Raw genomic sequence first — 26,425 nt, 5'->3', positions numbered from 1 at the left:
TCATCACATTGAGATAATGCTTTTTCAACAGCTTGAACTTTAAATTCTTGTGTAAATCGACGTCTCATTTTATCTGCCTCTATTAAAAGTTAGAGGCGACAACTATCCTGACACAGGGGGAGACACAATGCCAATCAGAATACAGTTTCGGTGTTTATTTTCTTCTCTAAAAGCGCAGCGCCTCATACCCTCTTTGTGAATAAATCGCTTAAAAATTTAATGTACAGTTACTTATAGCCCTTTGGATAACGACTTAAAACCTAAGTAAATAATTTTTATGAATTAAAGCGCTTTATGCCATTGACTAGCTTTAGAACATTGAAGTTTATTAGTAAACCAGTACTTATTTCTGAAAGTTTCATATAAGTTATTAATTGTGCAGAGTGAATTGGAAGAAGCTTATCAACCGCCTTTAGTTCAATTATTAATTTATTAGGCAATAAGATATCTAACCGGTAACCTGTATTTATATATTGATCTTTATAATATATCGGTAGCTCAACTTGGTTTTTAGCAGATAAGCCAATTTTACTTAATTCATATATTAAGCAAGCTTCGTAACTTGATTCTAATAAGCCAGGCCCTAAATTCCTGTGTACTTCTATAGCGCAACCTATTACCGTTTTTGTTAATGTATCAGTATCCATAGGTATCCTTTTGCTTAATCTACAAGCATTTAATTAACTAAGAAACAGTTTTAAAATAAGAATTAAGTGTAGTCCAAATAAAATAGCAAAATTGAAGACTTGTAGGCTATATGAAGCAATCTATTAAGTTGTCACTCGTTTGTTGATCTATTTACTAATAAAATCAATCAAAGGTCTATTTGCACAAAGAGGGGGGTAGATGAAAAGGCATAATACCAGCAAAACTGCATTTTGTGTCCATTCCCTTCTCTAAAAGAGCAGCGCCTCATAACCTCTTAGTGCATAAATTACTTATTACAGGCTTTGCTTGTTACGCTAACAAGTTAACCGTAAATTGAACCTTGGCGGTAGAAGCAGAGCTTGCTCGCGTGAGAAGCGCAGCCTCTAATCACTATATTAGGTAATTACTTAGCTTTGTATTTAACCATGCTCTTTTCAGCTTCGTTTAGACGCGGGTAATTTACTGCTTAATATTGCCAAGCATAAAATAGTCATAAACAACATTGAGTTTGCTCCAGCTTGTAAAGAGTAATCTACCAACGAATGCAGCAGCATATCTATAATTGCAATGGCGCAACCAAAAGCAACACCCTGAAACAGCGCTGTTTTACGCTTTCTCATAGTCGCAACACATAACCATAAACAGTAGAGTATAAGTGAGCCCAGTGCAGCTGTAGTGGGTATCCCCAGCTCTACTGCAAACTGTACGTAATCGTTATGGGCATTATCGTAGTAACCAGAATAAGGCTCAGACTGATACGCCGGAAACGCAGTATAAAATGTACCACCACCAGAGCCCAATATAGGCTTATCCAAAATAAGCGGTATAGAATCGCGTACAACTTCGTCACGGGTTTCTGATGAAATACTGGTTTCGCTAATACGCTGTTTAACTTTTTCTACATCAAATATAGCGCCAATAATAATTAAATCGATTATAAAAAAACTAACTATAAGTAGCTTAAACGCTTTAGGTTTTTGCTTGTAAATAAAAAACGCGAGTAAGCTAACAACCATTAATGCAATAAAAAATGCAGAGTTACCCATACGGCTACGGGTTAAAATTAACGCAACAATAATAATAATTAACGAAATACGTAAAATTATTTTTGAGCTTAAAAGTATTTCAGCCCACGCACGAAGCGTTTGCTTTAATGTTTGTTTGTAATCGCTAGTAGATCGCTTTAATTCGCTAACTAAAACACCAATACCTAGACATAAACATAAAGCTAAAAAGTTAGCCAAAAAGTTAGAGTAAGTAAACGTGCCAATAGCACGGTCGGTATGTTTATAGCCAAATAACGGGCTAATTATATCTGGCGATAAATTTAAATAAGTCGCATATAAAGCCTGAAATACGCCTGCACTTATAATTGCGTATATTAAATTTTTAATACGCTTTTCACTATTGCAATAAATAAGCACAAGCCAACAAAATAAAATCATAAAACTTGTTTTAATAAGCATTTGTTTAGTTTGAAACGGGTCAACACTTACGGTAAATATTTGTACTGCGCATACGCCCGCAACTATACCGAGTACAGTAAATAAGGGCCAAGAATATAAAGGAGGGTATAAAGGGTGCTCGTTATTAATACTGCTGTAAACTAAATGGGTGAAAAAGGTAGCACTAATTAATATCCCCATTGCTAAAATTGCCCAAGGGCGGTAACTACCTAATGGTAAGGGCAGCAAAAATAAAATTGCGCAGAGTAAAAAAAATATAAAACGATTCACAGGATTCTCTAAACTAAGAGCCTAAAAAGAAGGGCTAAAAAAATAAGCCATATAAAGTAAAACGCAGCCAAAAGGCTGCGTTTTTATTATTTTATTAACGGTTAGTTACCGACTTCAGATATACCTTCATCGCCACCTGTGCCGCCGGCACCTTGTGGTACTGGAGTTGTTGGTAAAGTAACAATTACCGGGGCTACAGGAGTTGGAGCGCCACCTGTGCCGCCGGCACCTTGTGGTACTGGAGTTGTTGGTAAAGTAACAATTACCGGGGCTACAGGAGTTGGAGCGCCACCTGGGCCAGCTGCTGTTGCTTCAGAGGCAACAGTGGCATCAACGCCAGCGGTAATAGCAGCAAGTGTAACGGTATCGCTGTCAACGCCAGCGGCTACAAGTGCAGCTAAAAAATCAGCAATAAGTGGGCTATCAGCACCAATAGCGTCTACAACTACAGTCATCATAGAATCAACTTGGGCAGCAGTACAATTTGTACATACGCCGTTAATAGCCGCTACTAAGTCTGCTTTAAGCTGATCTGGAGCTGTTTCAGCGGTTACGCTATTTAAAACGTTGACTAAATTAGTCATGCCTTCAGTTTGTACGACTGCATCAGTATCCGTTTGTGCATAACTTGGTAAAACTGTAAGTGCAGATGCACCAGCGATTAAGCTGGCCAATATAAATGATTTCATCTCTTGTCCCTTGGTAGAGTATTAATTACAAAATTTTAGCGCATCGGTGCAAAAAGTAAACTCTTTATTTGCGCCATTATCATTAGTTTTTATTATCTTGGTTGGCGGCATTATTAAATTGCCCTGTACGCCATCGCAACCTAAACCTTCAAGTACCTTTAAAGTTTCAGGTTTTTCAATTAAACAAGCTAAAACTTTAATACCAAAGCCATGACAAATATTATTAACTGTTTGAATAAAAAATTGGCTTTGGGTGTTATCTAATAAATCTTGAATATAGCTACCATCTATTTTTATATATTCAATATCTAACCCTTGTAAGTATCTAAACGAGGTTAAACTAGTGCCAAAGTGTTCAACACACACACTTATGCCAATATCTTTTATTGTATCTATATGTAAAGAGGCAACATGTACGTTATAAAGCAAGCTAATTTCATGCAATTCAAAAACCAAGTTTGTTTTAATAATTGGTTTAGTGTGAGCATAAAGAGTAAGCCATTCAATAAAGTCAGTTGAATACAACGAAGCTTTACTAATATTTAACGCAAATGTATCGTCTGGGTGTTGCTCTTTAACGTTTACAAAGTTACGAATTATTTTTTTGTCTAACTCTTCGGTTAAGTTAAGCTTTTCGGCCATAGCAAATAAATGGCCATTATTAACCTTTTCGCCTTCATGCGTAAAATGAGCAAACACCTCAAAGTAGCACTGCTTGTTTTCTGATTTAGTGCGCTTGACTGGCTGCACCGAAAAGCTAACTTCACCAGTAGCAATAATTGACTGAATAAGCGAACGCCACTCTTTAACACTAAACAAAGTATCTTTATCTACTTTATTTACAGCCGAATCGCCAATAGTACAGCCAGTATCAAGCGCCGAAAGCACACTCCCAATAGATGAGCCTTTATCAACACTTACTAACGCTAAGTTAGCAAAACCATTTACGTGTAAGCTGTTTTTCTTTTTACTAAAAGCATCATTTATATCGAGGCGTGTTCTACTTAAAAATTGCATATCGAATGGGACTAAAGCAATAAAAGTACTGCCGTTAAGTCTAAATATTTTAGAATTAGTTAAAGCACCAAACACATTTTGCAAAGTAACGCTTACATCATGTACGTGCTCGTCACCATCTTGGTAACTTACAGTTTGGTTAATATTAGCAAGTGAGGGGAGAGTAACCATCATTGCAGTGATTGGAGTGTCGCTAGTAATGGTGTCAACCACTGAGTTAAAGTGGTTCTCAAACGAACGGCGGTTACCCAGCCCAGTGAGTGAGTCTACATATACTTCATCGGTAAGTGCTTGTGTTTGCTTTGTTAAGGAGTCGAAGGTGCTTTGTAGGTTCATTACCATATTATTAATGGCTTTAGTCACAGTACGTAGCTCGCGCGCAACAGGTATTTCTTCGTTTAATGTAAAGCGTTTACGCGTAACCAAATGTGCTTGGTTTTCTACTGCTTTTAAAGGTTTAAATACAGCACGTAATATTAAATATGCTACAGCAAGCGACGCTACTAATAATAATAAAGAACCATAAAAGCTGCGTTTAGTATGTTCCCATAGCGTTAAATACGATTGGCCAACATGGCTTGTTACTTCAAGCACTCCCGCCATGATCCAGCCATTGTTTAATTCTGATTGCATAGTAGGGGCGTTGAGCTTTACTGCTGTAATAAACCAATTAGGTACAGACTCAACGCGTTTTGGGCTTGTTAGGTTAAATACCACGTTATTATCGGCGTTAGTAAATTTTATTTGTTTGTAATAACCTGAGTCGAAAATAGCGGTTGCCATGGTTTGGGCAATCATTAAGCTATCTTCTTCAAGGTAGGGTGAAATAGAAAGCCCTAAGCTTGTTGCAGTATCTTGCGCGTGGCTACCCATTTGCGTTTGTAAGTATTGGCGAGTGGTATCAACGTCAGTAATTACGCGTACAAAAAACGAAAGTACCGAAATCAATATAATAAGGCCATATACTTGGGTTTTTAAACTCAATCCATTTTTAAAAAGTCGAGACATAACTCGGTGTTCCTTTATCACTTTTGGCGGGCGCAAGCTCACCTTGTTCAATTCGCTCTAGCATGGTATTCCAGGCAGAAACACCACGGCTATTTTTTACTTTATTGCCTAACCCTTTTGATTTGGCTAACCATAAACCTTGGCCATTAAAACTATATATAGGTGTTAAATCAGGGCGTTTATTAGCGGGCAGTAGTTTAGTATTAAAGTTACCTAAAACAAAGGGGATTTGATTAGGAGTTTCAATATATATAAGCACCATATGAGGTTGATTAACTGTTTTTTGACGTACATACATTAAACGTACTTTATCTTCGGGTACGCCAAGCGCTATTAACGTAAAGTATTTGGCAATTACGTAGTCTTCACAATCACCCATACCCACGCCTAAGCTTTCAAGCGGGGTAGCCCAATAATCTTTTTGGTGCCAAAGCTCATCATCGGTTTTGTATTTAATGTGCTTATTAAAAAAGTCATTCACCAAATGGATTTTTTGCCATTCACTTTTGTCAGCCGACTCATCTATAAAACTTAGCCAATTTTTAATGCGTTTGTGGCCCTCATCACCATACTGTTTTTGAGCGCGCGCAATTATATCGCTATTGCGTAAATACAAAAGCATATCTTGTGCGCATACAAAAAAAGACACTAATAATAAAATGTAAAACCCTAAACGCACAAATGTTCCTTCAAGTCTGTGTTCCCTAATAACCAAACAAGTCTAGTATAGTATTGGTAGCTTTGGAAAGGTAGATCACTAAAAAGTATGAGAGCACTAAAATAGTGCGATGCAACCCAGTGTGGTGCAACATAGTATTAACAAAAAAACAATCAAAAAGTACTCTTTAATTATTGAGTGCATTATTGTGTTGTGTATAATAGCAATCTCACACGGCATGTGAAGCGCTTGAAAAGGGATTTTAGCTTAGTAATTCCTTTTTTTGTTGTTTAGCAAAAATAATGAAAGGAATTAAAGTGAAAGTTTTAAAAGCAGTATTACCTGTAGCTGGCCTTGGTACACGCATGTTACCAGCCACTAAAGCCATTCCTAAAGAAATGCTCCCCCTGGTAGATAAACCTTTAATTCAATACGTAGTTAACGAAGCTGTAGCCGCTGGCATTAAAGAAATTGTGCTTGTTACACACGCTTCAAAAAACTCAATAGAAAATCATTTTGATACAAGCTTTGAGCTAGAAGCCACACTAGAGGCACGTGTAAAGCGTAGCCTGCTAGAAGAGGTTCGCTCAATAGTACCAAAAGACGTAACCGTAATTTCGGTTCGCCAATCGGCACCACTAGGTTTAGGTCATGCTGTTTTAGCAGCGCGCCCAATTGTCGGTAATAACCCATTTGCAGTAATGTTACCTGATGTAATTATTGATAAATATAAATCAAATTCAAAAACTGACAATTTAAGCCAAATGATCGACCGATTCGACAAAACGGGCTACAACCAAGTAATGGTAGAGCCCGTACCTCAAGAGCAAGTACATCAATATGGTGTAGTTGATATAGCCGGTAAAAAAATAAATGCCGGCGAAAATGCTGCAATTAAAAACATGGTCGAAAAACCAAATAACGATGAAGCACCGAGTAATTTAGCTATTACAGGGCGTTATGTTGTATCTACAGCAATTTGGGATTTACTAGAATACACCCCACCAGGCGCTGGCGGTGAAATACAACTTACTGATGCCTTACTGCAATTACGCCACCTAGAAACGCTTGAAGCCTACCATCTAAAAGGTAAATCTCATGATTGTGGTTCTAAATTAGGTTATATGCTTGCCAATGTAGAATATGCAATGAAATCGAGTCATATGGGTGAAGAGTTTACCAAACAAGCCATAGAAGTATTAAGTAATGATAAATGAAATATATTAGACAATTAAGCCTAGATGGTTTGCGAGGGATAGCCGCATTGTCAGTTGTTATTTATCATTATTTCTACCGTATAGATGAAATATATAACACTGGCTCTAATGAAATGGATTGGACTTACTTTGGTCATTTTGGCGTTCATTTGTTTTTTATGATAAGTGGTTTTGTTATTTTTATGTCTATAAGTAAGGAAACCAAGTCAGTAAATTTTATTGTTAGTCGCTTTTCTAGATTATACCCAACATATTTTTTTGCTGTAATTATTACTTTCACAGTTGTTTACATATTTGGTCTTCAAGGGCGTGAGGTTGGAGTATTTAACGCTTTATTAAATTTATTAATGTTTCAAGAGTTTTTGGATATTCCACACGTTGATGGAGTTTATTGGACATTAACTGTTGAAATTACATTTTATTTTTGGTGTTTCGTTTTGATCTTATTTAAAAGAATAGATCTTTTGATAATCACACTTTTTTTATTTTTATTTTTATCTTTTACTGTTGAATTATTACCTGAAAATATTTATAAAATTATCGGGAAATTATTTTTTATTAATTATGTTAGTTTCTTTTTACTCGGAGTAATGACATATAAGTTAAAAAATGAACACTTAAAATATAGAAATGTATTTCATATTATTATAATTTTTACTGTGTTATTTATTAATAATGAAAATGAGGATTTCATAGCTTACGGTTTTATTTATATTTTCTTTTTATTAGGTGTTTATGATGTCCTTAAATTCCTAAAATTTAAAGTTTTTATATTTATGGGTGAAATTTCTTATTCATTATATTTAGTTCATCAAAACATAGGTTATGTAATAATTACAAAAATGATGAATGTTAACATTCCAAAGTTAGCGGCTGCATTAGTGGCTTTTATTGTCTCAGTGTTTTTAGCGAGACTTATGTATACTTATATTGAAGTTAAGCTAAGTAAATACGTTAAGCTTTATTTAAATAATAAACTAAAAGAGGCTAGAATATGAAAGTTACATTTTATGGTATAGGTTACGTAGGCTTAGTTCAAGCTACTGTGCTGGCGGATGCAGGCCACGATGTATGTTGTGTAGATATTGACGAAACGCGTATAAACAACCTAAAAAAGGGTATCATCCCTATTTATGAGCCGGGCTTAACACCTTTAGTTGAAAAAAACTTTGCTGACGGACGTTTAATATTTACAACCGATGCTAAGTTTGGTGTTGAGTTTGGTGATTTACAATTTATTGCAGTAGGTACACCGCCAGACGAAGATGGCTCAGCCGATTTAAAATACGTGCTCAAAGTAGCCGAAACTGTCGCTACTCATATGACGACACCAAAAGTAATTATTGATAAATCAACGGTACCCGTAGGCACAGCGGACAAGGTAAAAGCAAAAATACAAAGTGTGCTTCACGAACGTAAAAGCGATTTAGAATTTGCTGTTGTATCAAATCCTGAGTTTTTAAAAGAAGGCGCAGCAGTAAACGACTGTAAACGCCCGGATCGTATAATAATAGGTACTGATTCAAAAACAGCCGAAGAACAAATGCGTGAGTTATACGCACCTTTTAATCGTAACCACGAAAAAATAATTGTTATGGATATAAAAAGTGCCGAGCTAACTAAATACGCAGCCAATTGTATGTTAGCAACCAAAATAAGCTTTATGAACGAAATGGCTAATATAGCAGAACGAGTAGGGGCTGACATAGAAAATGTACGCCAAGGTATTGGTTCTGACTCACGTATTGGTTTTCAGTTTATCTACCCAGGTTGTGGTTACGGTGGTTCGTGTTTTCCAAAAGACGTGCAAGCCTTGGTACGTACTGCCGATGGCATAGGCTACGAATCACAAATATTAAAAGCGGTTGAAGCGGTAAATTACGCACAAAAAAATAAAATGTTTGAATACATTAGTAAACATTTTGATTTAGCAAATAATCCGGCTGCAATAAAAGGCAAAAATTTTGCAGTATGGGGGTTAAGCTTTAAACCAAACACCGACGATATGCGCGAAGCGCCTAGCCGTGTATTGATGGAGCAGCTTTGGGCTGCGGGTGCAAATGTACAAGCCTACGATCCAGAAGCAATGGAAGAAACTCAACGTATTTATGGATCTCGCGCAGATTTAAGCTTAATGGGTACTAAAGAATCTGCATTAAATAATGCTGATGCTTTAGTCATTTGCACCGAATGGCAAAATTTTAGAGCACCAGACTTTGATTTAATTAAATCACAATTAAACGAGTCAGTGGTATTTGATGGTCGTAACTTATTTGAACCTGAACGTATGGATAAAAAATCAATTAAGTACTATAGCATTGGTCGCGGTTTATCGATTTTAGGAGAATAAATAATGAACTATTTGGTAACAGGTGCCGCAGGATTTATTGGTAATTTTGTAGCAGAACGTTTATGCGAAATGGGTCACCAAGTAATAGGATTAGATAATCTAAACGATTACTACGATCCTGCATTAAAGCTAGCAAGACTTGAGCGCATAAAACACCTTACGCAATTTCGTTTTGTAAAAATGGATTTAGCCGACAGAGATGGCATAGCCAATTTATTTAAAGATGAAAAATTTGACCGTGTAATACATCTTGCAGCTCAAGCTGGCGTGCGTTATTCAATCGAAAATCCAATGGCGTATATTGATTCTAATTTGGTGGGAACAGCCACTATTTTAGAAGGATGTCGTCACAATAAAGTGCAGCACTTAGTATATGCATCATCAAGCTCAGTTTATGGTATGAACGAAAAAATGCCATTTTCAACAGACGATGCAGTCGATCACCCTGTATCACTTTATGCAGCGACCAAAAAATCAAACGAACTTATGGCGCATAGCTACAGCCACTTATATGATTTACCAACTACAGGCTTACGCTTTTTTACGGTATATGGACCGTGGGGTCGCCCAGACATGGCCCCGTACTTATTTACTGATGCAATATTAAATAACCGTGAAATTAAAGTATTTAATAATGGCAAAATGAAACGTGATTTTACCTACATAGACGATATTGTTGAAGGCATTATCCGCATTCAAGATGTAATACCAACGCGTAACCCTGAAAATAAAAACACATCGCCAGCGTCGAGTAAAGCGCCATACCGAGTTTTTAATATAGGTAATAACGAACCTATAGCGCTTATGACCTTTATTGAATCAATAGAAAAAGCCGCTGGTAAAGTTGCCGATAAAAACTATATGCCAATGCAAGCTGGCGACGTACCAGCAACATTCGCAGATATAGATAGCCTACAAAAAGAAGTTGGCTTTAAACCTAATACAAATATTGAATACGGTATGCAACAGTTTGTTAATTGGTATAAGAAATATAATTCATAAAAGAGAAAATAACGTTGAAAGGTATATATTTAATAAATTCACTTGAAGGCGGTGGTGCTGAAAGAGTATTTAGTAATTTAGTTAAAATTCAAAGCGAATCAGAAATACTAAATAATTTTTCTGTTATTTTACTCGATAATAAAAAAGTTGCTTATCAACTTCCATCAGAAATACGTTTAAACCAGTTAAACGGACCAAGACCTAGCTTAAAAAATTTAATTGATTTTTTAATGCTAATAAAAAAAGAAAAACCTACGTATGTAGTTAGCTTTTTAACAAGAGCTAATTTTTTTAATGTTTTAGGTTCTTGTGTTTTTGGTTACAAATCAATCATAAGCGAACGAAGTAATACTGACGGAAGATTAAATAAGCGTTTTTATTATATAAAAAAAATTGTAACTAAGCTGGTTTACGGGAAAGCAGATAAGATTATTGCGGTATCAAAAGGTGTCGAAAACTGTTTGATTGAAAATTATTTTATTAACCCCAAAAATGTTGTTTCTTTACATAACCCTGTCAATATTAATATGATAGAAAAAATTGCGAAAGATTCAAATGTTAACATTACTAAACCATACATAGCAGTCATGGGTAGGCTAGTTACTTCAAAATGTTTTGATGTTTTAATCGATGCTTATGCTTTAGCAGATATAAAAGAAGAGCTTAGAATATTAGGCGAAGGTCCAGAACTTGAGCGTTTAAAATGCAAAGTAATAAACTTAAAATTAGAGAAAAAAATCCATTTTATGGGATTTCAAAAAAATCCTTATGCTTATATTAAAAATGCAGATTTTTTTATATTACCTTCAAGTTTAGAAGGCTTTCCTAATGCATTAGTAGAAGCTATGGCTTTAAAAAAAGCTGTAATAAGTACTAATTGTACTGATGGTCCTAGTGAGATTCTAAAGTTAAATCAGCTTATTCCTGCTGAAGAGTATGTTGAAACTGAGTACGGGATAATGATTAACGTTAAGGACAAAATAGGCTTATCGAAAGCTATACGCAACTTAAGTCTTAATGAAAGTTTAAAAAATAAATTAGCTGAAAAAAGTTACTTAAGAGTTCAGGATTATTCCCCAGATAAATTTCGCGATAAATTTGTAGAAATTATAGTAAATACATTAGCAAACAAAAATAATGAGAAGCCATTGATATGAACAATATTCGTTTAGCTTTTTTAGGCGGTCGTGGACTTCACTCAAACTATGGTGGGGTAGAGAATGCTATTAGAGAAATTTCAGATGTAATTAGTCAGAAAGAAAATACGCAAGTTACTGTTTATGGAACAAAAACGGAAGGCTTTGATAACGTAAATCAAGAAACTAAAAAAAATATACAAACAGTAAATTGTCCAAGTTGTATTTATAAAAAGCTAGGGCAACATGGAATTATTTTTTGGTGTGTTTTGCACTTAATATTTGTAAGTAGACCAAATGTCGTTTATGTATTTGCTTCAGGACCTTGTATTTTTACACCCTTACTGCGTTTAAGCGGAATAAAAGTAGTCTCGAGCCTAAGGGCTATTGATAGCGCAAGAGATAAGTGGGGGGTTGTTAGTCGAAATATTTTACGCATGGGTGAATATTGTGCTTGGCGTTTTGCAAATGTATTTACGGCGAATAGTAAAGAAATGATTGAGATCTATAGTAAAAATAGAGCTGATGCATTGTTTGTTCCAAACGGTGCTAAATCAATTAACGTAGACGCTGCAAATACGCTCAGCAAATATAATTTAATCCCTAACGAATATATGTTATTTGCTGCAAGGATTGACCCTGTAAAAAGATTACATCTTTTGATTAATGCACATAATAATTTATCTCAAAACCATAGAATGAAATTAGTTATTGCCGGAGGAAACTCTAAAGACCCGCAGTACCTAAATAATCTGATGAGTGATGCAAATGACAACATTTTATTTGTTGGACATTTAGGGCAACAAGAGTTAGAAGCTTTATTGAAAAACTGTAGAGCTTTTATATCGCCATCAATTTTAGAGGGCATGTCTAACAGTATACTTTCTGCAATGATAAATGGTAAAGCCGTTTTAGCCGCCGACATTAAAGCTAACACTGATATTATTGATGATGATCGGGCAGTATTTCCTGCAGATAATTTAGACTTATTGCAGTCTGGCCTTATGAAAATATCTAATGATAAAGATTTTTGTTTAAATCTTGGTGTTAATTTAAAGGAGCATGCACAAAGTAATTTTTCTTGGGAAAGCACCGCTAATAAATTTTACGACGCAGCTATGGCGTGTATTAACCCAAAAGATGCTAGCTAAATATGTGGACGATTATAGCTCTTATAGTAGGCTTAAGTTTTTTTTATATAACCGCAACTAAAGGGGCTAAACTTAAAAATAGCAGTTTATTATTTGTAGGTTTGGCTATTTGGTTGAGGTATTTTCTCTCTGCTTTTCATGAGATAACATTTCCACCAATTTTTGCTGGATTATCTATTAATGCTTTAACTGCAATTATAGTTGCAAGTATAGGAATTTTTTTATTGCCAATAAAAATACTATTAATAAAAAAATTAACGGCGGTATATATTTTTATTATATGTATTTTTATAAGTGCTCTAATAAACGTTAGTATAATTGGTTTTTTTTCAGCGATAACAAAATGGGTATATTTTATCGCGATTACGATGCATTTTTTCATTGCTTTAAATTATTTAAAAACAAGTATTGCAATACGTTATATATTAATTCCATTAGCTATGCCTGTAGCTTTGCAAGTAATATCTATTTTTTTAGGGCATAGTAAAGCTACTGAGGCAGATGGATCAGTAAGCTTTGTAGGTGGTTATAATCACGAAGCGGTATTTTCTATTTTAGTATTTACATACCTTTGTATGTTAACACTTGTTTCAAAGAAAAAGATAAAATTTCAAAATGCATTAATAATAATCTCAATATTTAGTTTAATAATGGCTAATTATAGAACGACACTACTCGCGTGTTTACCTGTGCTTATTTTTTATATGTGGACTCAAGTCACCTACTCACTAATAAAAACTCAAAGATTGGCTATTTCTTTATTTTTGACAGTTGCGGTTGTAGGTTTCGGCGGGATTTTGGTCGTTTTATTTGGTGAAAGATTTTCGGATATTGCTGTTGTAATTAATCAAGCTGGAGATCTTATAAAGCCAGCAATATATTACTCAAAAAGTCAGCAGGATATTTTTTCGGCTCGAGTATATTACTGGAGTTTATACATTACAGAGTATGTTAACTCTGGATTACAAGCTCATATATTTGGGTTTGGACCAGATAGTTGGAAAAATTATTTTGAAAAATACGCTCATAACTCATTTGTTTCGTACTTATTTGAGTACGGGATTTTAGGGCTTATATCTTTTGTATTTTTATTAACGGCTCCAATTTTTAGGCTATTAAAAATAACAAATAATAAAAATGTGATAAAAACAGAAATGAGTAGTCGTCTGTTAGCTTGTCATTTAGGTTTTTTTATATTGAATTTAGCAACAATGCCACTTTGGCAAATAGAGGGATCTACACTCTACGCTTTAATAACAGCATTAACAATTTATAATCAATATACGGTTCAAAATAATCAATTTAAGGACAGACAATCATGATTGTGTCTAAGCATGATTATAAAAGATATTTAATCGAAGATAAAAAAAGTCTCGGTGCTAAAGATAGCTTTAAAGAGTGGCTATTTCACGATATTTGGCGTTTCCAAAGAGCTTTAAGAAGAGCTGAATATTGGACTAATTGCCATAAATCTTTTTTTGGTAGAGCTTTAGCGTTATTGTTCAGGTTTTACTCAAAAAAAGTAGGGCAAAAATTTGGTTTTACAATACCCGTTAATACTTTTGGAGCGGGTTTATCAATTGCTCACATCGGTACCATCGTTATTAACTCTCATACCAGAATTGGCACTAATTGTAGAATTCATGTTTGTGTAAATATTGGCGCAGCAACTTATAATAGCTTACATGCGCCCATTATAGGGGATAATTGTTATATAGGTCCTGGCGCTAAATTATATGGAGATATTACTATTGGAGATAATACTGGAATAGGTGCGAATAGTGTTGTAAACAAATCGTTTAAAGAAGGGAATCAAACTATTGCAGGATTACCAGCTAGAAAAGTATCAGACAAAGGTCCTCTTCAATTTCGTTCTTTTAGCGTAACACAGAGTAAATAAGCATATGAATTTTGCGAAGCAGTTTTCTTACTCTTCATTACACCGAATTATCCAAGTGTTTTCATCCATTATACTAGTATTATGCATGATAAAAGTATGGGGGAAAAGTGAGTATGGGTATTATGCATACTATATATCAATAGCTACGGTACTTTTAGCAATAGCTGAATTTGGCACACCTAATGTATTTAGGCGAAATTATACAGATACCGAAAGTCACACTAAGAAAGAAGTTTACAGCTCTCTTTATGTACTTAGACTTTTATTTATAACCCCAATAGCTCTGACTTTTTTGGGGATAGCATGGTACTACGATAGTTTATTTTTTATCTACTATAGCCTTATCACTATAATTATTAGTTTCAGACTAAATGAATATAAATTAGAGATGAACTCTGAGAATAAATTTATTTCAAAAATGAAAAGTCTAATTTATTTATTTGGATTAATTATAAAAGTGTTTGCTATTTATAACGGAGCAACGTTAGAGACTATTGGGTTAATTACTCTAATTGAGCATTGTCTTTTTACACTAGCATTTATCAAGAAAACAGGTTTTGACTTCAAGTTCAATATGTTAAAAAAAGATTTAATAAAGACCTTTTTGTATACATCTTCGGCGTTTGCATCTACATATATAATCGCTTTACTTGGAGGAAAAATATATACGTTATTAGTATTTAATGTTTTAGGAAGTGAGGAAACAGCTGTTTTTGCTTTTTCAACACGAATGCTAGAGATACTTTTAGTGCCGACGCAAGTGTTTCCAGTCGTTATAATTCCACTTTTAATGAAAAGTATATTAAACAGAGATATTTTGTATACTCATATAAATAGGGTTTTTTCGTATTTATATTTGGGAATAACTTTGTTTTCTATATTGATTTTGCCTATTATCTTACCTTATATTATTGACGGTACCGAAAATATAGTCCAATTTTTACCTTTGTATTGTTTAACTTTAGTGTTTTCTTTGGGGAACAATCTAGCTGGCGTATATTTTATATCACTCAACTATAATAAAATATTAATTTATAGATCCTTGGCATTGCTTATTAGTAATTTAAGCACTGGTTTGTTGTTTATGGAATGGTGGGGTTTATCAGGTATTATTTACTCAATTGTTTTCTCATATTTTTTTATTGATATTAGCGGTGCTGTCTTCAGCTTAGCATGTCGAAAAGAGTACATATCACGGATGTCTGGCTTTTTAAAGCCTTGGATATTGCTTAAGTCAATTATTGACATATCTGAAAATCACCGAGGAACTAACAAGGTTTAGTGTGAGAATGTCATATTTTTAGTTGTTATAATAATAAAAAGCGTGATGATATTTATTAGAAAAGGAAGTTAAGCTATAAACTTAAGTTTGTTTATAAATCTAAATGCAAGCCTAAACTTGCTTTTAGATTTAAAGTAGTTTCTATTCACATTGCGCTAGATTACTTGGTTTATAAACAAGGTCTCCGTAATATGGGAAATTAGTATTAATAAAGTCAATTGTAGTTGTATTTGTCTTTAAGAAGCGTAGGTCACACAATCTAGCCGATTCATCAACTCTTACTGTTGAGTCTACTAACGTAATATGAGAATCGAAAGCAATTAAAGCAGATACATTTGCTGTATTTATATAACACTCGGTGCATGTAAATTCATTATCCCATAGTTTTAAGTTATATCTAGCTTCGTTACCTGAGAGCGACTTTATTTTATTTAAAGTGATATTTTTGCCTTTAAGATCTAGATCTGCATCTCTACTATTAGAGATTACGGTATTATTTATAACTATATTACTAGTGTTTTTATTTGAGACAATTCCGTCCCCTTGCTGGTAACTTCTACAACCTTCTATCCCACCAATATTGTTTGATATAGACACATTATCTATTAAAATATTCTTGGAATAACCATTTATAAGAATACCTGAAATGAAACAGTCTCTTTCATTTTCAGTAGAGGTGGCTAAACCATCTAAAATAGTGTTTGAAATACTAATATCGTGGGTATTAGATCCGTCGATGCGTATTCCAGCCTTGTAGTAGCCCATACTTTTTAAATTATTTATCGAAATATTAGATACATGCTTTTCAATATTGCTGTCAAATTCTATGCAGCTAGAGTTATTATGAGCATTAATATTTTCAATATTTACGTTTTCAACATTATTATTTTTAAACCGGAAACAATAACGAGTATTTAAAAATGATAAATTTTCAAATGAGATATTACTTCGTGCAATAACGAAACCTGAGTTACTACCAGAATAAAAATTGTAATTACTGCTAAATGTAACATTGTTAAGGCCAACAACTTCTATTGGATGATCCCCTTGATTCAAGATTAGAGCATCATTTTGCGAGTAATTTCCGGGAAGTAAATTGATTTTATCTAATGAGGTATCAGATAATAAATTGTTTAGGTTGCTAATTGACGCAGGGGAGTTCGATGTATAACCGTTACCAGAACCATCAGGACTAATATAGGCTGTATTTGCTTGTAAAGTAAATGAAAATAAAGGGATCGATGCTAGTATAATAAAATTTTTCATAATTTGTACCTTCAGTACGTTAATATTCAATAGGTTTAAAAATGAATAGGAAAACAAAGGTATAGTTATGAAGCTACAACTAATATCTATGCGGTAACCCCGCTACCATAATAAATAAAATATCTACTTTAGGCCGGAAGCTTTGCGTCCTTGATTTTCACCAAGTTTGCCTTTATCACTTTCTGATTGTTATTATAGTCAGGTTTGTCGCAATTGAAAGCTTAAATTTAATTTATTTTAACTCACTGAATTAATAAAGTTAAAGTGAATCCATTTCATTTATGCGGATCGTAATACATAGAGAATCAAGTGTAACCATTGAAGTTATCTAATCAAAAATCGGAAGTTTTATTACTTCATAGTTGCTAATGTACGGCTTTTAAAAGAAAAATTACAGAAACACTAAAACGTAATTTTTCTAACAAACATACTTTCCTAATAGCTTTATTTATTTTGCCATTATTCTTTTATTTAACAAGTATTTCTAAGTTGCTTACTTGAGGTTTTCTATTGTGTATTATATAATTAACATGCTATGTAAGTTGTCTTATTAAGTATTATTATAGGGAATGTAATTTTGTTAATTTCAAGGATTCGACATACTTGTAAACTAGACAGATATACTCCTTCATTGTACCTATAACCTATATGTTTAATAATGATAACTTTATATTAGACTGAAGTGATTAGATGGTTTTAGTTAATAGATCGAAACGAATTTATTTTATATTATAGAAAAATGAATAGCTCAATAACTACTATAATAAATTTATAACAATCTAAAATTCCAAAGCTTTTAAGTGATGTGGAATTGTTTAATTAATCCGAAGTGAAATAATCCTTAATCCAAGGTTTTGAAATGTCAACAATTAAACGTAATATATCAAAAGTAAATACTTGTTATGCTAAAATTATAAACAGGCTACACGCGAAAGTGCTTGGTCAAGTTTCACTTTTGCGTAAACTGGGTGGAACAGTAGGGAAAGGTTGTCGGTTTGTTGGTCATCTTGATTTTGGTTCGGAGCCATATTTAATTAGTATTGGAAATAATGTCAGTATTACCTCAAGTAGTTTTGTGAATCATGATGGAGGAGTGTGGGTTTTTCGTAATGAATATCCAGCTATTGATGTTGTAAAACCGATAGTAATAAAAGATAACGTTTTCATTGGAAGTAACTGTATTATTATGCCCGGAGTAACGATTGGTTCAAACGTAGTTGTTGGAGCCGGCGCGGTCATAACTAAAGATTTACCAGATAATGCTGTATATGCCGGAGTGCCAGCTAAAAAGATCAAATCCTTAGCGGAATACCAAAATGGTGTTTTAGAAAATAATTTAGATACAAAAGATATTAAATTTAAAAGAGACTTTTTAGAGGAGCACTTTAAATTATAGGTATCATATAATTTTTTGCTTGTGATTTTTTATTTTAAAGTTAATCAGACACACTGCTAATATTCCCCTTAATTAATAGTGAGCTTTTTTTGAACATAAGAAACGATCCTGCCGTAAACAGCTTTTTACAGAGAATGCCTAAAAAGATTCAAGAAACATTTACAGATGAGCAATTGACACACTTGAAGTTGGCTATTGGCGCTAGGCATTGGGGAAAGCATGCAATTGACTCCAGAGGGGTGGTTAAATTTTTTAAGTATCGTTATTACTTTGTTTTATTGGCTGGTCGTAACAGACGAGAGCTTAGCGAACAAGAACAGAAAATAGCGGCATTATCACAAGTTATTACAACATCTATATTTTGTTTATTTGTAATTACGGTTTTACTATTAGTTATTTATTTGATCAAATCTTCGTTAGGTATTGATATATTTAGTAATTATTCTTTTGGAGTATGGTCTTGGTTTAAGGGGTTGTTTAAATAAAAATACGGTATTTATATTTATATTTATATTTATATTTATGTTTAGGTATGACATTACAAATGTTTATGAAATTTATGTAAGTTTATATTTGTTTGTTTTATGTAACTTGATCGCTAGTTATAAGTTTTTTACTTATTAATGCTGTATATATACAATAAGCAATATTGAATACTTTAGTATGATACTGTAAAATTTGCTGCGCAGTTTTGTGGGGCTTATTTCAATTTTAAGATATCTATAGGGATACATAGTATGACATCTTCAAGGACGTTTAAGCCTAATGGCTCGTCGGATGCAAATTTTTATCGGTTGTTTGATATTTTTGCATTATTTTTAGCCTTTCAATGCTCAGCTTTGTTCTATAGTTTTGAGATCACTCCTATTTATATGATTTCGGTTTTAACCGTTGCTTTAAGCTTTTTATATTGTGCTGAAATATTCTCTGCTTACCGCTCTTGGCGTGCGGGTAAATTTAGAACTATGGTGCTTTGTGCTTGGAGCGCTTTATTTTCTGCATTTGCCGTTTTGTTTTTTATATCGTTTGCTTTTAAGTTTACAGAGTTACTTTCGCGTATTGGCTTAGGCCTATGGTTTTTAGTGAGTATTGTCTTTTTATATGCTTGGCGCCTAGGTGTATATGTATTTAAAAGAAATAGAAGGAAGCTTGGTTTAAATTTACGTAATGTTGTAATAGTCGGTGCTACAGAGTCAGCGGTAAATTTATATGACGAAATTACTAAAAATGACGAACTTGGTTTTAATTTTTTAGGTTTTTTTGACGACAGGCAACCAGAGCGCCTTTTTGAAAACTCAACAAAACACGATGTTGCAGGGCGTATTCAAGATGCGGTTAATGCAGCTCGCAATGGTGAAATAGGTGTCTTGTATATTGCATTGCCAATGAAGGCAGATAAACGTATTGCAGATATTTTATTGCAGTTAGGCGATACAACGGTTGATGTACATATAATTCCTGACTTTTTAATATCTAACTTAATACATGCGCGTATAGAGCATGTGGGTGACGTTGACACGTTAAGCGTTTTTGAATCCCCATTTATAGGTGCTCGTGAGTTTATAAAGCGTACTGAAGATATAATTGTTGCCTCTATTATTTTAATGCTGATATCTCCTATTTTAATTGCCATTGCATTTGCTGTTAAATTTACTTCTAAAGGGCCTGTAATATTTAAACAAGACAGGTACGGATTAGATGGGCGTAAAATTAAGGTTTGGAAATTTCGCTCAATGAGTGTTACCGAAAACAGTGCTGTAGTTACACAAGCTACAAAAAATGATACGCGCATTACGCCTTTAGGTGGTTTTTTACGCCGTACAAGCCTTGATGAGTTACCACAATTTATAAATGTTTTAAAAGGTGATATGTCTATTGTAGGCCCTCGGCCCCATGCTATTGCCCATAATGAGGAATACCGTAAAAAGGTTGAGTTTTATATGTTACGGCATAAAGCTAAGCCAGGCATTACAGGTTGGGCGCAAATTAATGGCTGGCGCGGCGAAACCGACACACTTGATAAAATGGAAAAACGTGTAGAATTTGATTTACATTATATTAAACACTGGTCGTTATGGTTTGATATAAAAATTATTTTTATGACAATTTTTAAAGGATTTAAGAATGCAAACGCATATTAAAACACTTACCCCTATTTTTGCTTTGTTAAGTGTAGGGTTTGCAGCACCCGCAGCTGCAAATTTAAAGCCAGGTAGTTTTATTACTAAAGATGGCGCAGAAATTACGCCTACGTTACAAACAGGGCTTAGTAGTAATAATAACTTTTTTAGTACACCTGAGAACGAAGAATCGCGATTAATTTGGACTATAACTCCTAATGTTAAAGCGGTTATTGATGATGGCCCAGATAGTTATAGCTTAGATTTAGGTACGAGTAGTTCGTTACATAATAAAGATTCTGACGATAATTTTACTCAAGTAAACATTGGTGTTGGTGTGCATAAAGAGTTTACTAGTCAACATCGTTTAGACATTAACGTTGATGCTGATTGGCTTTATGAACCACGTGGTAGTGGTTTAACCGAAGGCTTGGGCGATGCAGTAAACGAGCTTGTAAAGTACCAGGAACAGAATGCTTTAGCGCTCTACGAATACGGTGCACAAAGTTCAAAAGCGCAAGTTGCTTTAAGCGCCGGCCTTTTTAGTAAAAAATATCAAAATTTCAGAGCTGTATCGCAATATCGTGATTACGATAAATCGTTAATTGGTGTAACTGGTTACTATAATACTCAAGCATCTACCCGTGTTTTTTTTGAGGTCAAGCAAGAAAACTATCGTTACGACTTTTTACAAGCTAACGGTATTTCACGTGATAGTGATGACGTGAAAATATTAATAGGTATGGAGTGGGAAGCAACCGCGGTTACATCTGGCTCGTTTAAGTTAGGTTATCAAAATAAAGACTTTAGTGCTAATGAGCGTGAAAGTTTTAGCGGTTTAAGCTGGGAAGCCGGTGCAAACTGGCAACCGCTTAGTTATTCTACAGTACAATTTACAACCAGCCGCTCAGCTAAAGACCCATTAGTTCAAGGCGACTATATTAAGGAAAGTATTTTTGGTGTTAATTGGACTCATAACTGGAGTGACTATTTGAGCTCACTGGCCGGTATTAATTATATTGATGAGCAATACACTGGAGATGTTGGTCGTAAAGATAAAACCAAAAGTGCGCGCTTAGGTTTAAACTACGTTGCGAATAAGTTTGGTATGGTATCTACCTATGTAGACTTTATTGATAGAGACTCTACTCAAAGTGCAATAGAGTTTGATCGAATTATTGTAGGTATTAATTTTACATTGGGATTAAAGGCTAATTAATGAAGTTTATTTTTAGTTTAACGCTGCTATTTTTATGCAGCGTTTGTTTTGCGCAAACAGCGCAAAGTTATATATTAGGTGCTGGTGATAAGGTTGAAATAAAGGTATTTGGTCAACCCGATTTAGAAGTAACTGCACTTTTAGGTAATAGTGGGGAAATTAATTACCCATTTTTAGGAAAAGTTACACTTGCAGGGCTTAATACCTCAGAGGTTGAACAAGTTATAATACAAGGCTTACAACCTGATTTTTTAATAAACCCTAATGTATACGTACAAGTAATTGAATATCGACCTTTCTATATTCATGGTGAAGTTAAGAATCCTGGAGCTTACCCATATCAGCCTGCTATGACAGTGAATCAAGCGATCGCACTTGCTGGTGGTTTAACCGAACGTGCCTCGATTGACAAAATATATATTTTTAAAGAACAAACGAAACAACAGCAACAAAAAGGTAATTTAAATAGCCGGATTGCGGCTGGTGATACCATAAAAATAGAACAACGCTTGTTTTAAGCAGGATATAGGCATTCAAAGATGAATAACGCAAGTGAAATTGTAGAAAACAATGAAGATTTAATCGATTTAGAGAGATATTTAAACATCTTATCCAGTGCTAAGTGGAAAATATTAAGTTTTTCCTTTGTAGTGACTATCTTTACGATAATGATAACCTTAACACTTCCAAATAGATATGTAGCAACTTCAAAATTATTGATTGAGGCTGAGCAAGCTAAAGCTGTAAGTTTTCAAGAAGTTTATGGTCTAGACTCAAACAAAAAAGAGTATTACCTTACGCAGTTTGAGGTTATAAAATCTGATAGCATAGCAAGGGAGGTAATTAAAACTCTGGATTTAAAAGAACATAATGATTTTATAATAGAGCCTTCATATTTTTCTACGATAAAGTCTGAATTAGTTTCTTTTCTTCCATTCATAAGCTCTCCTGAATTGAATTCTTTGTCTCTACTTGAGATCGCGGATCATAAGATGCTTTCCCTAGTTTCAATATTTAAAGAGAATTTGACAGTTGCACCAATCCAAAATACACAACTGGTAAAAATTAGTTTTGAATCAAGCGATCCTAAATTAGCTGCGCTCATAGCAAATACTGTAGGTGAGGTCTACATTGAAACCCAAATGCGTGCAAAGATGGGAATTACGCAACAAGCTTCTAGCTGGCTAAATACACGCTTGTCACAGCTACGTATTCAGCTCGACGATTCAGAGGCACGCTTACAAGCCTACCGAGAACAGCAACAATTAGTTGATATTGAAGGTATCGCAGGGCTTGCTACGCAAGAGCTTGAGCAAATATCCCAGCAGTTAATTGTTGCACGTAATGAAAAAAATAATCTTGAAAGTATTAATCGTGTAATAAGTGAGTATGGCAATAACAATTTAGAGCTTTTAGGAAGTATGCCTGAAATCACATCGCATAAAGTAATACAGGATGTAAAGCGTGAAGTTATTTTAGTTGAGCGTAAACTAAGTGACTTAGGTGAGGTTTATGGACCTAAACACCCTCGTATGATCTCTGCTCAAGCTGAGCTTGCAACGGTAAAAAACAATTTAAATAAGCAAATTAAAGGCCTTATTACCGGTATTGAAAAAGAGCTAAACCGTATTACACGTACAGTGAGTGCACTTGAGCGTGATTTAGTTAAAATACGTGCTGAATACCAAGGCATTACACGTAAAGAAACTCAATATAACCAATTAAAGCGTGAAGTTGAGACTAACCGCAATATATTCAACACGTTTTTATCTCGCTCCAAAGAAACTGAAGTAACCAGTGATTTTAGCTCTGCTGTAGCGCGTTTTACTGATAGAGCTTATTCCCCGAAAGATCCAAGTAAGCCTAATAAGAAGTTATTGATAGTCCTTGCCTTTCTGTTTAGTTTTATCTTTTCTGCTTTTTTAAGTATTGTTTTTGAACGGTTGAATGACACCATAAAAGCAAAGAGTGATATTGAAAATAAGTTGGGACAGCGTATGCTGGGTTTATTACCGCATGTACAAACACCAAAAAATAGCGTGTTTCCGATACACGCTTATCTGGATGATAACTATAGGCGTTTTGCAGAGTCGGTACGGACGTTCAGAACTAGTTTGCTATTAACCCAGTTAGAGCGTGATCACAAAGTTATTGCCGTAACATCAAGTGCTCCGGGTGAGGGTAAAACCACAACCTCAGCTAATTTAGCTATGTCGCTTGCACAAATGGGTAAAGTATTATTAATTGATGCAGATTTACGTAAACCAAGTATTGCTAAACGCTTTGATATTCCGGTATTTCACCCAGGCTTAAGTAATTTAATTGTTGGTACGGAGCAGCTAAGTGAATGTGTACATGTTGATGTGGAGTCAGGTGTAGCAATCATGCCCAGTGGCCAAATACCTAGTAACCCGTTAGAGCTTTTATCTAACGCACGCTTTAGTGAAGTACTCGATATATTAAAAACTAAGTATGACCATATAATTATTGATACACCACCTACACAGGCTGTGAGTGATGCGTTAGTTATCGCGCAAAGTACAGACTCGGTAATTTATGTTGTTAAGTCTGATATTACGCGAATTAAGCCTATTAAAGCAGGTATTGAACGTTTGTTTGAATCTAAAGCCCATGTTGCAGGTATTGTGCTTAACCAAGTAGATATGAGTAAAAGTAAAGACGAGCATAGCCATGGTTATTACGATTACTTCGATTACTCGCAAAAACCTGAACAACCTAATGCATAGTTAAATGCAAATCTATGATTGATATTCATTCCCATATTTTGCCAGGTGTTGATGATGGTGCTAAAGACTTAAATGAGTCTTTAGCACTATTAAATATTGCACAAAATGATGGAATAACTCATATGGTTGCCACGCCACATATACATATTGGGCGATTTAATAACTCGGCCTCGCAATTGTATAGCGAACTTACTAATTTAAAAGCACAGGCATTAGTAAATAATATTGGTATTAAACTAGCAGTGGCCGCTGAAGTTAGGCTTGATGTAGAACTAATGAGTTTAGTGCTTGGTAATAAACTCCCGTTTATTGGTACGCTTAATTCAGTAAATTATTTATTATTAGAACTCCCACACTCGCATGTACCGCAAGGTTACGATAAGTTTATAAATTGGCTAGCTAAACAAAATATAAAGGTGATTATTCCTCACCCTGAGCGTAATCGCGATATTCAAGCCAATCCTTTTTATATTGAGCGTTTAAAGCAATTAGGGTGTGAGTTTCAATTAACGGCTTCAAGCATTGAAGGTGCATGGGGCGAAACTGCAAAAAATATTAGTATTGATATGCTAAAAAAGGGTTTAGTAACTTATGTTGCATCTGATGCTCATTCAGTTAAGCGTAGGCCTCCTATTTTAAGTAAAGCTAAGCAAATAGTGAGCGAGCTAATTGGTCAAAATGATGCACTTGATTTATTTTTTACTAATCCTAAGCGTTTAACAGAGTCGTTGTTTAATGATTAATTTAAATACAAACCGCCTCACAAAAATTGCTATACTTGCAGTTATTATATTAGCTATAGGTTATCAAAGCTTACAAAGTATGCGTGCAAATACATGGTATTTTAATGCACTCAATATTTTGAAGCAGCCCAAAGGTTCAATTACTGCTGTAGAGCTCAAACTTGCTAATGACGCTATTATCCTTGCTGTAGAATTAGAACCAACTCAATCTCATTACTGGCAGTTAAGTGCTTATATAAAAATGCTCAATCTAGCTGTAACTAGCGAGCAAAATAAAAATAATCTTTTGGTTTATCAACAAGCAGAAAAAGATCTATTAAAGTCATTAGAGTTAAGGCAAACATGGTCAGAAACATGGATAGCACTGGCACAAGTAGTTAGTTATCAAGAAGGGCCGACAGAGCGCGTATATGAGTATATTCAGCAGGCTAAAAAATTCGGTCCTTACAAGTTTGATGTGCAGCTTGGTATTATTCAAATAGCGCTAATGAACTGGCAGCAACTCCCTCCAAAGTATAAAGCGTTGTATGTTGCTGAACTAAATTTAGCCGTTAAATATGGTTATAAATTTTATCAAGTTTTTGATGTAGCTAAGCAAGCTGATGCTTTGCCTATTTTATGTTTATCGCTTAAATTTGGCCCCGACTTTGAAGCCGTTAGAACAAGATGGATGTTTAAAAAACATTGTAATTAGGTTGGTTTTGAAAGTGTTTAGCCTGTTTACGTTAAAGCGTAAACCAATTGCACAAAGAGAAGAGAATGAGGAGTAAATGAGAAGNGTAAACCAATTGCACAAAGAGAAGAGAATGAGGAGTAAATGAGAAGACACCAAGTGATCTATTCAACTGACTGATTTTTCACTTATCTAAAAGCGCAGCGTCTCAAAACCTCTTTGTGAATACTTGTTTTATTGGTAAAAGCGTTGCTTTAAACGGCAGCAAGCAGCTCGTATTGTATCCCTACAAGACGTGCTGCTTACTTATAATCGTGAAGCGGGTCACGTTAAAGTTAAATCTGAAAAACCAATTGCACAAAGAGAAGAGAATGAGGAGCAAATGAGAAGACACCAAGTGATCTATTTAACTAACTGATTTATCACTTTTCTAAAAGCGCAGCGTCTCAAAACCTCTTTGTGAATAC

At 34.4% G+C, this 26,425-nt stretch carries 23 protein-coding genes and 1 riboswitch; of the genes, 17 read left to right on the top strand and 6 right to left on the bottom strand.

From position 1 onward, the window contains the following. Nucleotides 1-275 precede the first annotated feature (275 nt). The 5 genes from I6F45_RS20090 to I6F45_RS20070 all read right to left on the bottom strand — a co-directional run bounded on the left by I6F45_RS20090 (nt 276) and on the right by I6F45_RS20070 (nt 5,720). Nucleotides 276-647, bottom strand: coding sequence for a GxxExxY protein (locus I6F45_RS20090; protein WP_024593340.1), 372 nt, complete (start codon nt 645-647; stop codon nt 276-278). Nucleotides 648-1,082: 435 nt separating this feature from the next. Beyond that, complete coding sequence (locus tag I6F45_RS20085) at nt 1,083-2,384, bottom strand: O-antigen ligase family protein (protein ID WP_165742089.1); 1,302 nt, start codon at nt 2,382-2,384, stop codon at nt 1,083-1,085. A gap of 101 nt (nt 2,385-2,485) precedes the next feature. Further along, on the bottom strand, nt 2,486-3,073 hold the full coding sequence (locus I6F45_RS20080; RefSeq protein ID WP_197161867.1) for a hypothetical protein: 588 nt from the start codon (nt 3,071-3,073) through the stop codon (nt 2,486-2,488). 21 nt (nt 3,074-3,094) lie between these two features. Continuing rightward, on the bottom strand, nt 3,095-5,098 hold the full coding sequence (locus I6F45_RS20075) for a bifunctional diguanylate cyclase/phosphodiesterase (RefSeq protein ID WP_165741528.1): 2,004 nt from the start codon (nt 5,096-5,098) through the stop codon (nt 3,095-3,097). Beyond that, a complete protein-coding gene (locus tag I6F45_RS20070; protein WP_206009644.1) occupies nt 5,082-5,720 on the bottom strand; it encodes a transglutaminase-like cysteine peptidase in 639 nt (212 codons plus the stop codon). Before I6F45_RS20070 ends, I6F45_RS20075 begins: the two co-directional genes overlap by 17 nt. Before the next feature lie 353 nt (nt 5,721-6,073). Between I6F45_RS20070 and galU the strand changes: the two genes are divergently transcribed. The 9 genes from galU to I6F45_RS20025 all read left to right on the top strand — a co-directional run bounded on the left by galU (nt 6,074) and on the right by I6F45_RS20025 (nt 15,794). Next, entirely contained in the window at nt 6,074-6,973 is a 900-nt protein-coding gene (galU, locus tag I6F45_RS20065; RefSeq protein WP_165741530.1) for a UTP--glucose-1-phosphate uridylyltransferase GalU, read from the top strand. After that, nucleotides 6,970-7,971: an acyltransferase family protein gene (locus I6F45_RS20060; RefSeq protein ID WP_197161865.1), complete on the top strand. Its 1,002-nt coding sequence runs from the start codon at nt 6,970-6,972 to the stop codon at nt 7,969-7,971. The genes galU and I6F45_RS20060 overlap by 4 nt, the downstream gene beginning before the upstream one ends. After that, nucleotides 7,968-9,323, top strand: a complete 1,356-nt coding sequence (locus I6F45_RS20055; protein WP_165741996.1) for a UDP-glucose dehydrogenase family protein — start codon at nt 7,968-7,970, stop codon at nt 9,321-9,323. Before I6F45_RS20060 ends, I6F45_RS20055 begins: the two co-directional genes overlap by 4 nt. Before the next feature lie 3 nt (nt 9,324-9,326). Beyond that, the gene (locus I6F45_RS20050; protein ID WP_165741994.1) at nt 9,327-10,325 is read left to right on the top strand and encodes an NAD-dependent epimerase; all 999 of its coding nucleotides are present in this window, start codon (nt 9,327-9,329) and stop codon (nt 10,323-10,325) included. 14 nt (nt 10,326-10,339) lie between these two features. Next, nucleotides 10,340-11,482: a glycosyltransferase gene (locus I6F45_RS20045; protein WP_197161862.1), complete on the top strand. Its 1,143-nt coding sequence runs from the start codon at nt 10,340-10,342 to the stop codon at nt 11,480-11,482. Then, the gene (locus I6F45_RS20040) at nt 11,479-12,612 is read left to right on the top strand and encodes a glycosyltransferase family 4 protein (RefSeq protein WP_165742176.1); all 1,134 of its coding nucleotides are present in this window, start codon (nt 11,479-11,481) and stop codon (nt 12,610-12,612) included. Before I6F45_RS20045 ends, I6F45_RS20040 begins: the two co-directional genes overlap by 4 nt. Before the next feature lie 2 nt (nt 12,613-12,614). After that, nucleotides 12,615-13,934, top strand: a complete 1,320-nt coding sequence (locus I6F45_RS20035) for an O-antigen ligase family protein (protein ID WP_197161859.1) — start codon at nt 12,615-12,617, stop codon at nt 13,932-13,934. Beyond that, nucleotides 13,931-14,512, top strand: a complete 582-nt coding sequence (locus I6F45_RS20030) for a serine O-acetyltransferase (protein WP_165742273.1) — start codon at nt 13,931-13,933, stop codon at nt 14,510-14,512. The genes I6F45_RS20035 and I6F45_RS20030 overlap by 4 nt, the downstream gene beginning before the upstream one ends. A gap of 85 nt (nt 14,513-14,597) precedes the next feature. Continuing rightward, nucleotides 14,598-15,794, top strand: a complete 1,197-nt coding sequence (locus tag I6F45_RS20025) for a lipopolysaccharide biosynthesis protein (RefSeq protein ID WP_197161856.1) — start codon at nt 14,598-14,600, stop codon at nt 15,792-15,794. A 141-nt stretch (nt 15,795-15,935) separates the two neighbouring features. Here I6F45_RS20025 and I6F45_RS20020 read toward each other — a convergent pair whose 3' ends face one another. Further along, nucleotides 15,936-17,060, bottom strand: a complete 1,125-nt coding sequence (locus tag I6F45_RS20020) for a hypothetical protein (protein ID WP_165742121.1) — start codon at nt 17,058-17,060, stop codon at nt 15,936-15,938. Nucleotides 17,061-17,149: 89 nt separating this feature from the next. Continuing rightward, nucleotides 17,150-17,241, bottom strand: a riboswitch (cyclic di-GMP riboswitch). Between the two features lie 678 nt (nt 17,242-17,919). Here I6F45_RS20020 and I6F45_RS20015 point away from each other — a divergent pair. The 8 genes from I6F45_RS20015 to I6F45_RS19980 all read left to right on the top strand — a co-directional run bounded on the left by I6F45_RS20015 (nt 17,920) and on the right by I6F45_RS19980 (nt 25,979). Beyond that, nucleotides 17,920-18,456, top strand: coding sequence for an acyltransferase (locus I6F45_RS20015; RefSeq protein WP_197161853.1), 537 nt, complete (start codon nt 17,920-17,922; stop codon nt 18,454-18,456). A gap of 89 nt (nt 18,457-18,545) precedes the next feature. Beyond that, nucleotides 18,546-18,941, top strand: coding sequence for a 3-phosphoshikimate 1-carboxyvinyltransferase (locus tag I6F45_RS20010; protein WP_331460685.1), 396 nt, complete (start codon nt 18,546-18,548; stop codon nt 18,939-18,941). 252 nt (nt 18,942-19,193) lie between these two features. Further along, nucleotides 19,194-20,597 (top strand): undecaprenyl-phosphate glucose phosphotransferase, encoded by a 1,404-nt coding sequence (locus I6F45_RS20005; RefSeq protein ID WP_165741732.1) that lies wholly within the window; start codon nt 19,194-19,196, stop codon nt 20,595-20,597. After that, complete coding sequence (locus tag I6F45_RS20000; RefSeq protein WP_165741730.1) at nt 20,581-21,795, top strand: outer membrane beta-barrel protein; 1,215 nt, start codon at nt 20,581-20,583, stop codon at nt 21,793-21,795. The genes I6F45_RS20005 and I6F45_RS20000 overlap by 17 nt, the downstream gene beginning before the upstream one ends. Next, on the top strand, nt 21,795-22,313 hold the full coding sequence (locus I6F45_RS19995) for a polysaccharide biosynthesis/export family protein (RefSeq protein WP_165741729.1): 519 nt from the start codon (nt 21,795-21,797) through the stop codon (nt 22,311-22,313). Before I6F45_RS20000 ends, I6F45_RS19995 begins: the two co-directional genes overlap by 1 nt. A 21-nt stretch (nt 22,314-22,334) precedes the next feature. After that, nucleotides 22,335-24,542, top strand: coding sequence for a GumC family protein (locus I6F45_RS19990; RefSeq protein ID WP_197161850.1), 2,208 nt, complete (start codon nt 22,335-22,337; stop codon nt 24,540-24,542). A 14-nt stretch (nt 24,543-24,556) separates the two neighbouring features. After that, nucleotides 24,557-25,285, top strand: a complete 729-nt coding sequence (locus I6F45_RS19985; RefSeq protein WP_197161847.1) for a tyrosine-protein phosphatase — start codon at nt 24,557-24,559, stop codon at nt 25,283-25,285. After that, nucleotides 25,278-25,979, top strand: coding sequence for a VpsP family polysaccharide biosynthesis protein (locus I6F45_RS19980; protein WP_165741760.1), 702 nt, complete (start codon nt 25,278-25,280; stop codon nt 25,977-25,979). The genes I6F45_RS19985 and I6F45_RS19980 overlap by 8 nt, the downstream gene beginning before the upstream one ends. The last annotated feature ends 446 nt before the right edge of the window (nt 25,980-26,425 follow it).

This window comes from Pseudoalteromonas sp. SWYJZ19 (genome assembly GCF_015864375.1).
GTDB lineage: Bacteria > Pseudomonadota > Gammaproteobacteria > Enterobacterales > Alteromonadaceae > Pseudoalteromonas > Pseudoalteromonas arctica.
The sequence above is the reverse complement of the archived record's forward strand: the minus strand, read 5'-3'. Positions and strand labels throughout refer to the sequence as shown.

Bases quoted from the DNA above. Each gene is read 5' to 3' on its own strand.
- I6F45_RS20090 (WP_024593340.1), bottom strand. From the start codon at position 647: ATGGATACTGATACATTAACAAAAACGGTAATAGGTTGCGCTATAGAA.
- I6F45_RS20040 (WP_165742176.1), top strand. From the start codon at position 11,479: ATGAACAATATTCGTTTAGCTTTTTTAGGCGGTCGTGGACTTCACTCA.
- I6F45_RS20050 (WP_165741994.1), top strand. From the start codon at position 9,327: ATGAACTATTTGGTAACAGGTGCCGCAGGATTTATTGGTAATTTTGTA.
- I6F45_RS20020 (WP_165742121.1), bottom strand. From the start codon at position 17,060: ATGAAAAATTTTATTATACTAGCATCGATCCCTTTATTTTCATTTACT.
- I6F45_RS19990 (WP_197161850.1), top strand. From the start codon at position 22,335: ATGAATAACGCAAGTGAAATTGTAGAAAACAATGAAGATTTAATCGAT.
- I6F45_RS20055 (WP_165741996.1), top strand. From the start codon at position 7,968: ATGAAAGTTACATTTTATGGTATAGGTTACGTAGGCTTAGTTCAAGCT.
- I6F45_RS20030 (WP_165742273.1), top strand. From the start codon at position 13,931: ATGATTGTGTCTAAGCATGATTATAAAAGATATTTAATCGAAGATAAA.
- I6F45_RS20075 (WP_165741528.1), bottom strand. From the start codon at position 5,098: ATGTCTCGACTTTTTAAAAATGGATTGAGTTTAAAAACCCAAGTATAT.
- I6F45_RS20080 (WP_197161867.1), bottom strand. From the start codon at position 3,073: ATGAAATCATTTATATTGGCCAGCTTAATCGCTGGTGCATCTGCACTT.
- I6F45_RS20025 (WP_197161856.1), top strand. From the start codon at position 14,598: ATGATAAAAGTATGGGGGAAAAGTGAGTATGGGTATTATGCATACTAT.
- I6F45_RS19995 (WP_165741729.1), top strand. From the start codon at position 21,795: ATGAAGTTTATTTTTAGTTTAACGCTGCTATTTTTATGCAGCGTTTGT.
- I6F45_RS20060 (WP_197161865.1), top strand. From the start codon at position 6,970: ATGAAATATATTAGACAATTAAGCCTAGATGGTTTGCGAGGGATAGCC.
- I6F45_RS20035 (WP_197161859.1), top strand. From the start codon at position 12,615: ATGTGGACGATTATAGCTCTTATAGTAGGCTTAAGTTTTTTTTATATA.
- I6F45_RS20015 (WP_197161853.1), top strand. From the start codon at position 17,920: ATGTCAACAATTAAACGTAATATATCAAAAGTAAATACTTGTTATGCT.
- I6F45_RS20005 (WP_165741732.1), top strand. From the start codon at position 19,194: ATGACATCTTCAAGGACGTTTAAGCCTAATGGCTCGTCGGATGCAAAT.
- I6F45_RS19980 (WP_165741760.1), top strand. From the start codon at position 25,278: ATGATTAATTTAAATACAAACCGCCTCACAAAAATTGCTATACTTGCA.
- I6F45_RS20000 (WP_165741730.1), top strand. From the start codon at position 20,581: ATGCAAACGCATATTAAAACACTTACCCCTATTTTTGCTTTGTTAAGT.
- I6F45_RS20070 (WP_206009644.1), bottom strand. From the start codon at position 5,720: ATGCTTTTGTATTTACGCAATAGCGATATAATTGCGCGCGCTCAAAAA.
- I6F45_RS19985 (WP_197161847.1), top strand. From the start codon at position 24,557: ATGATTGATATTCATTCCCATATTTTGCCAGGTGTTGATGATGGTGCT.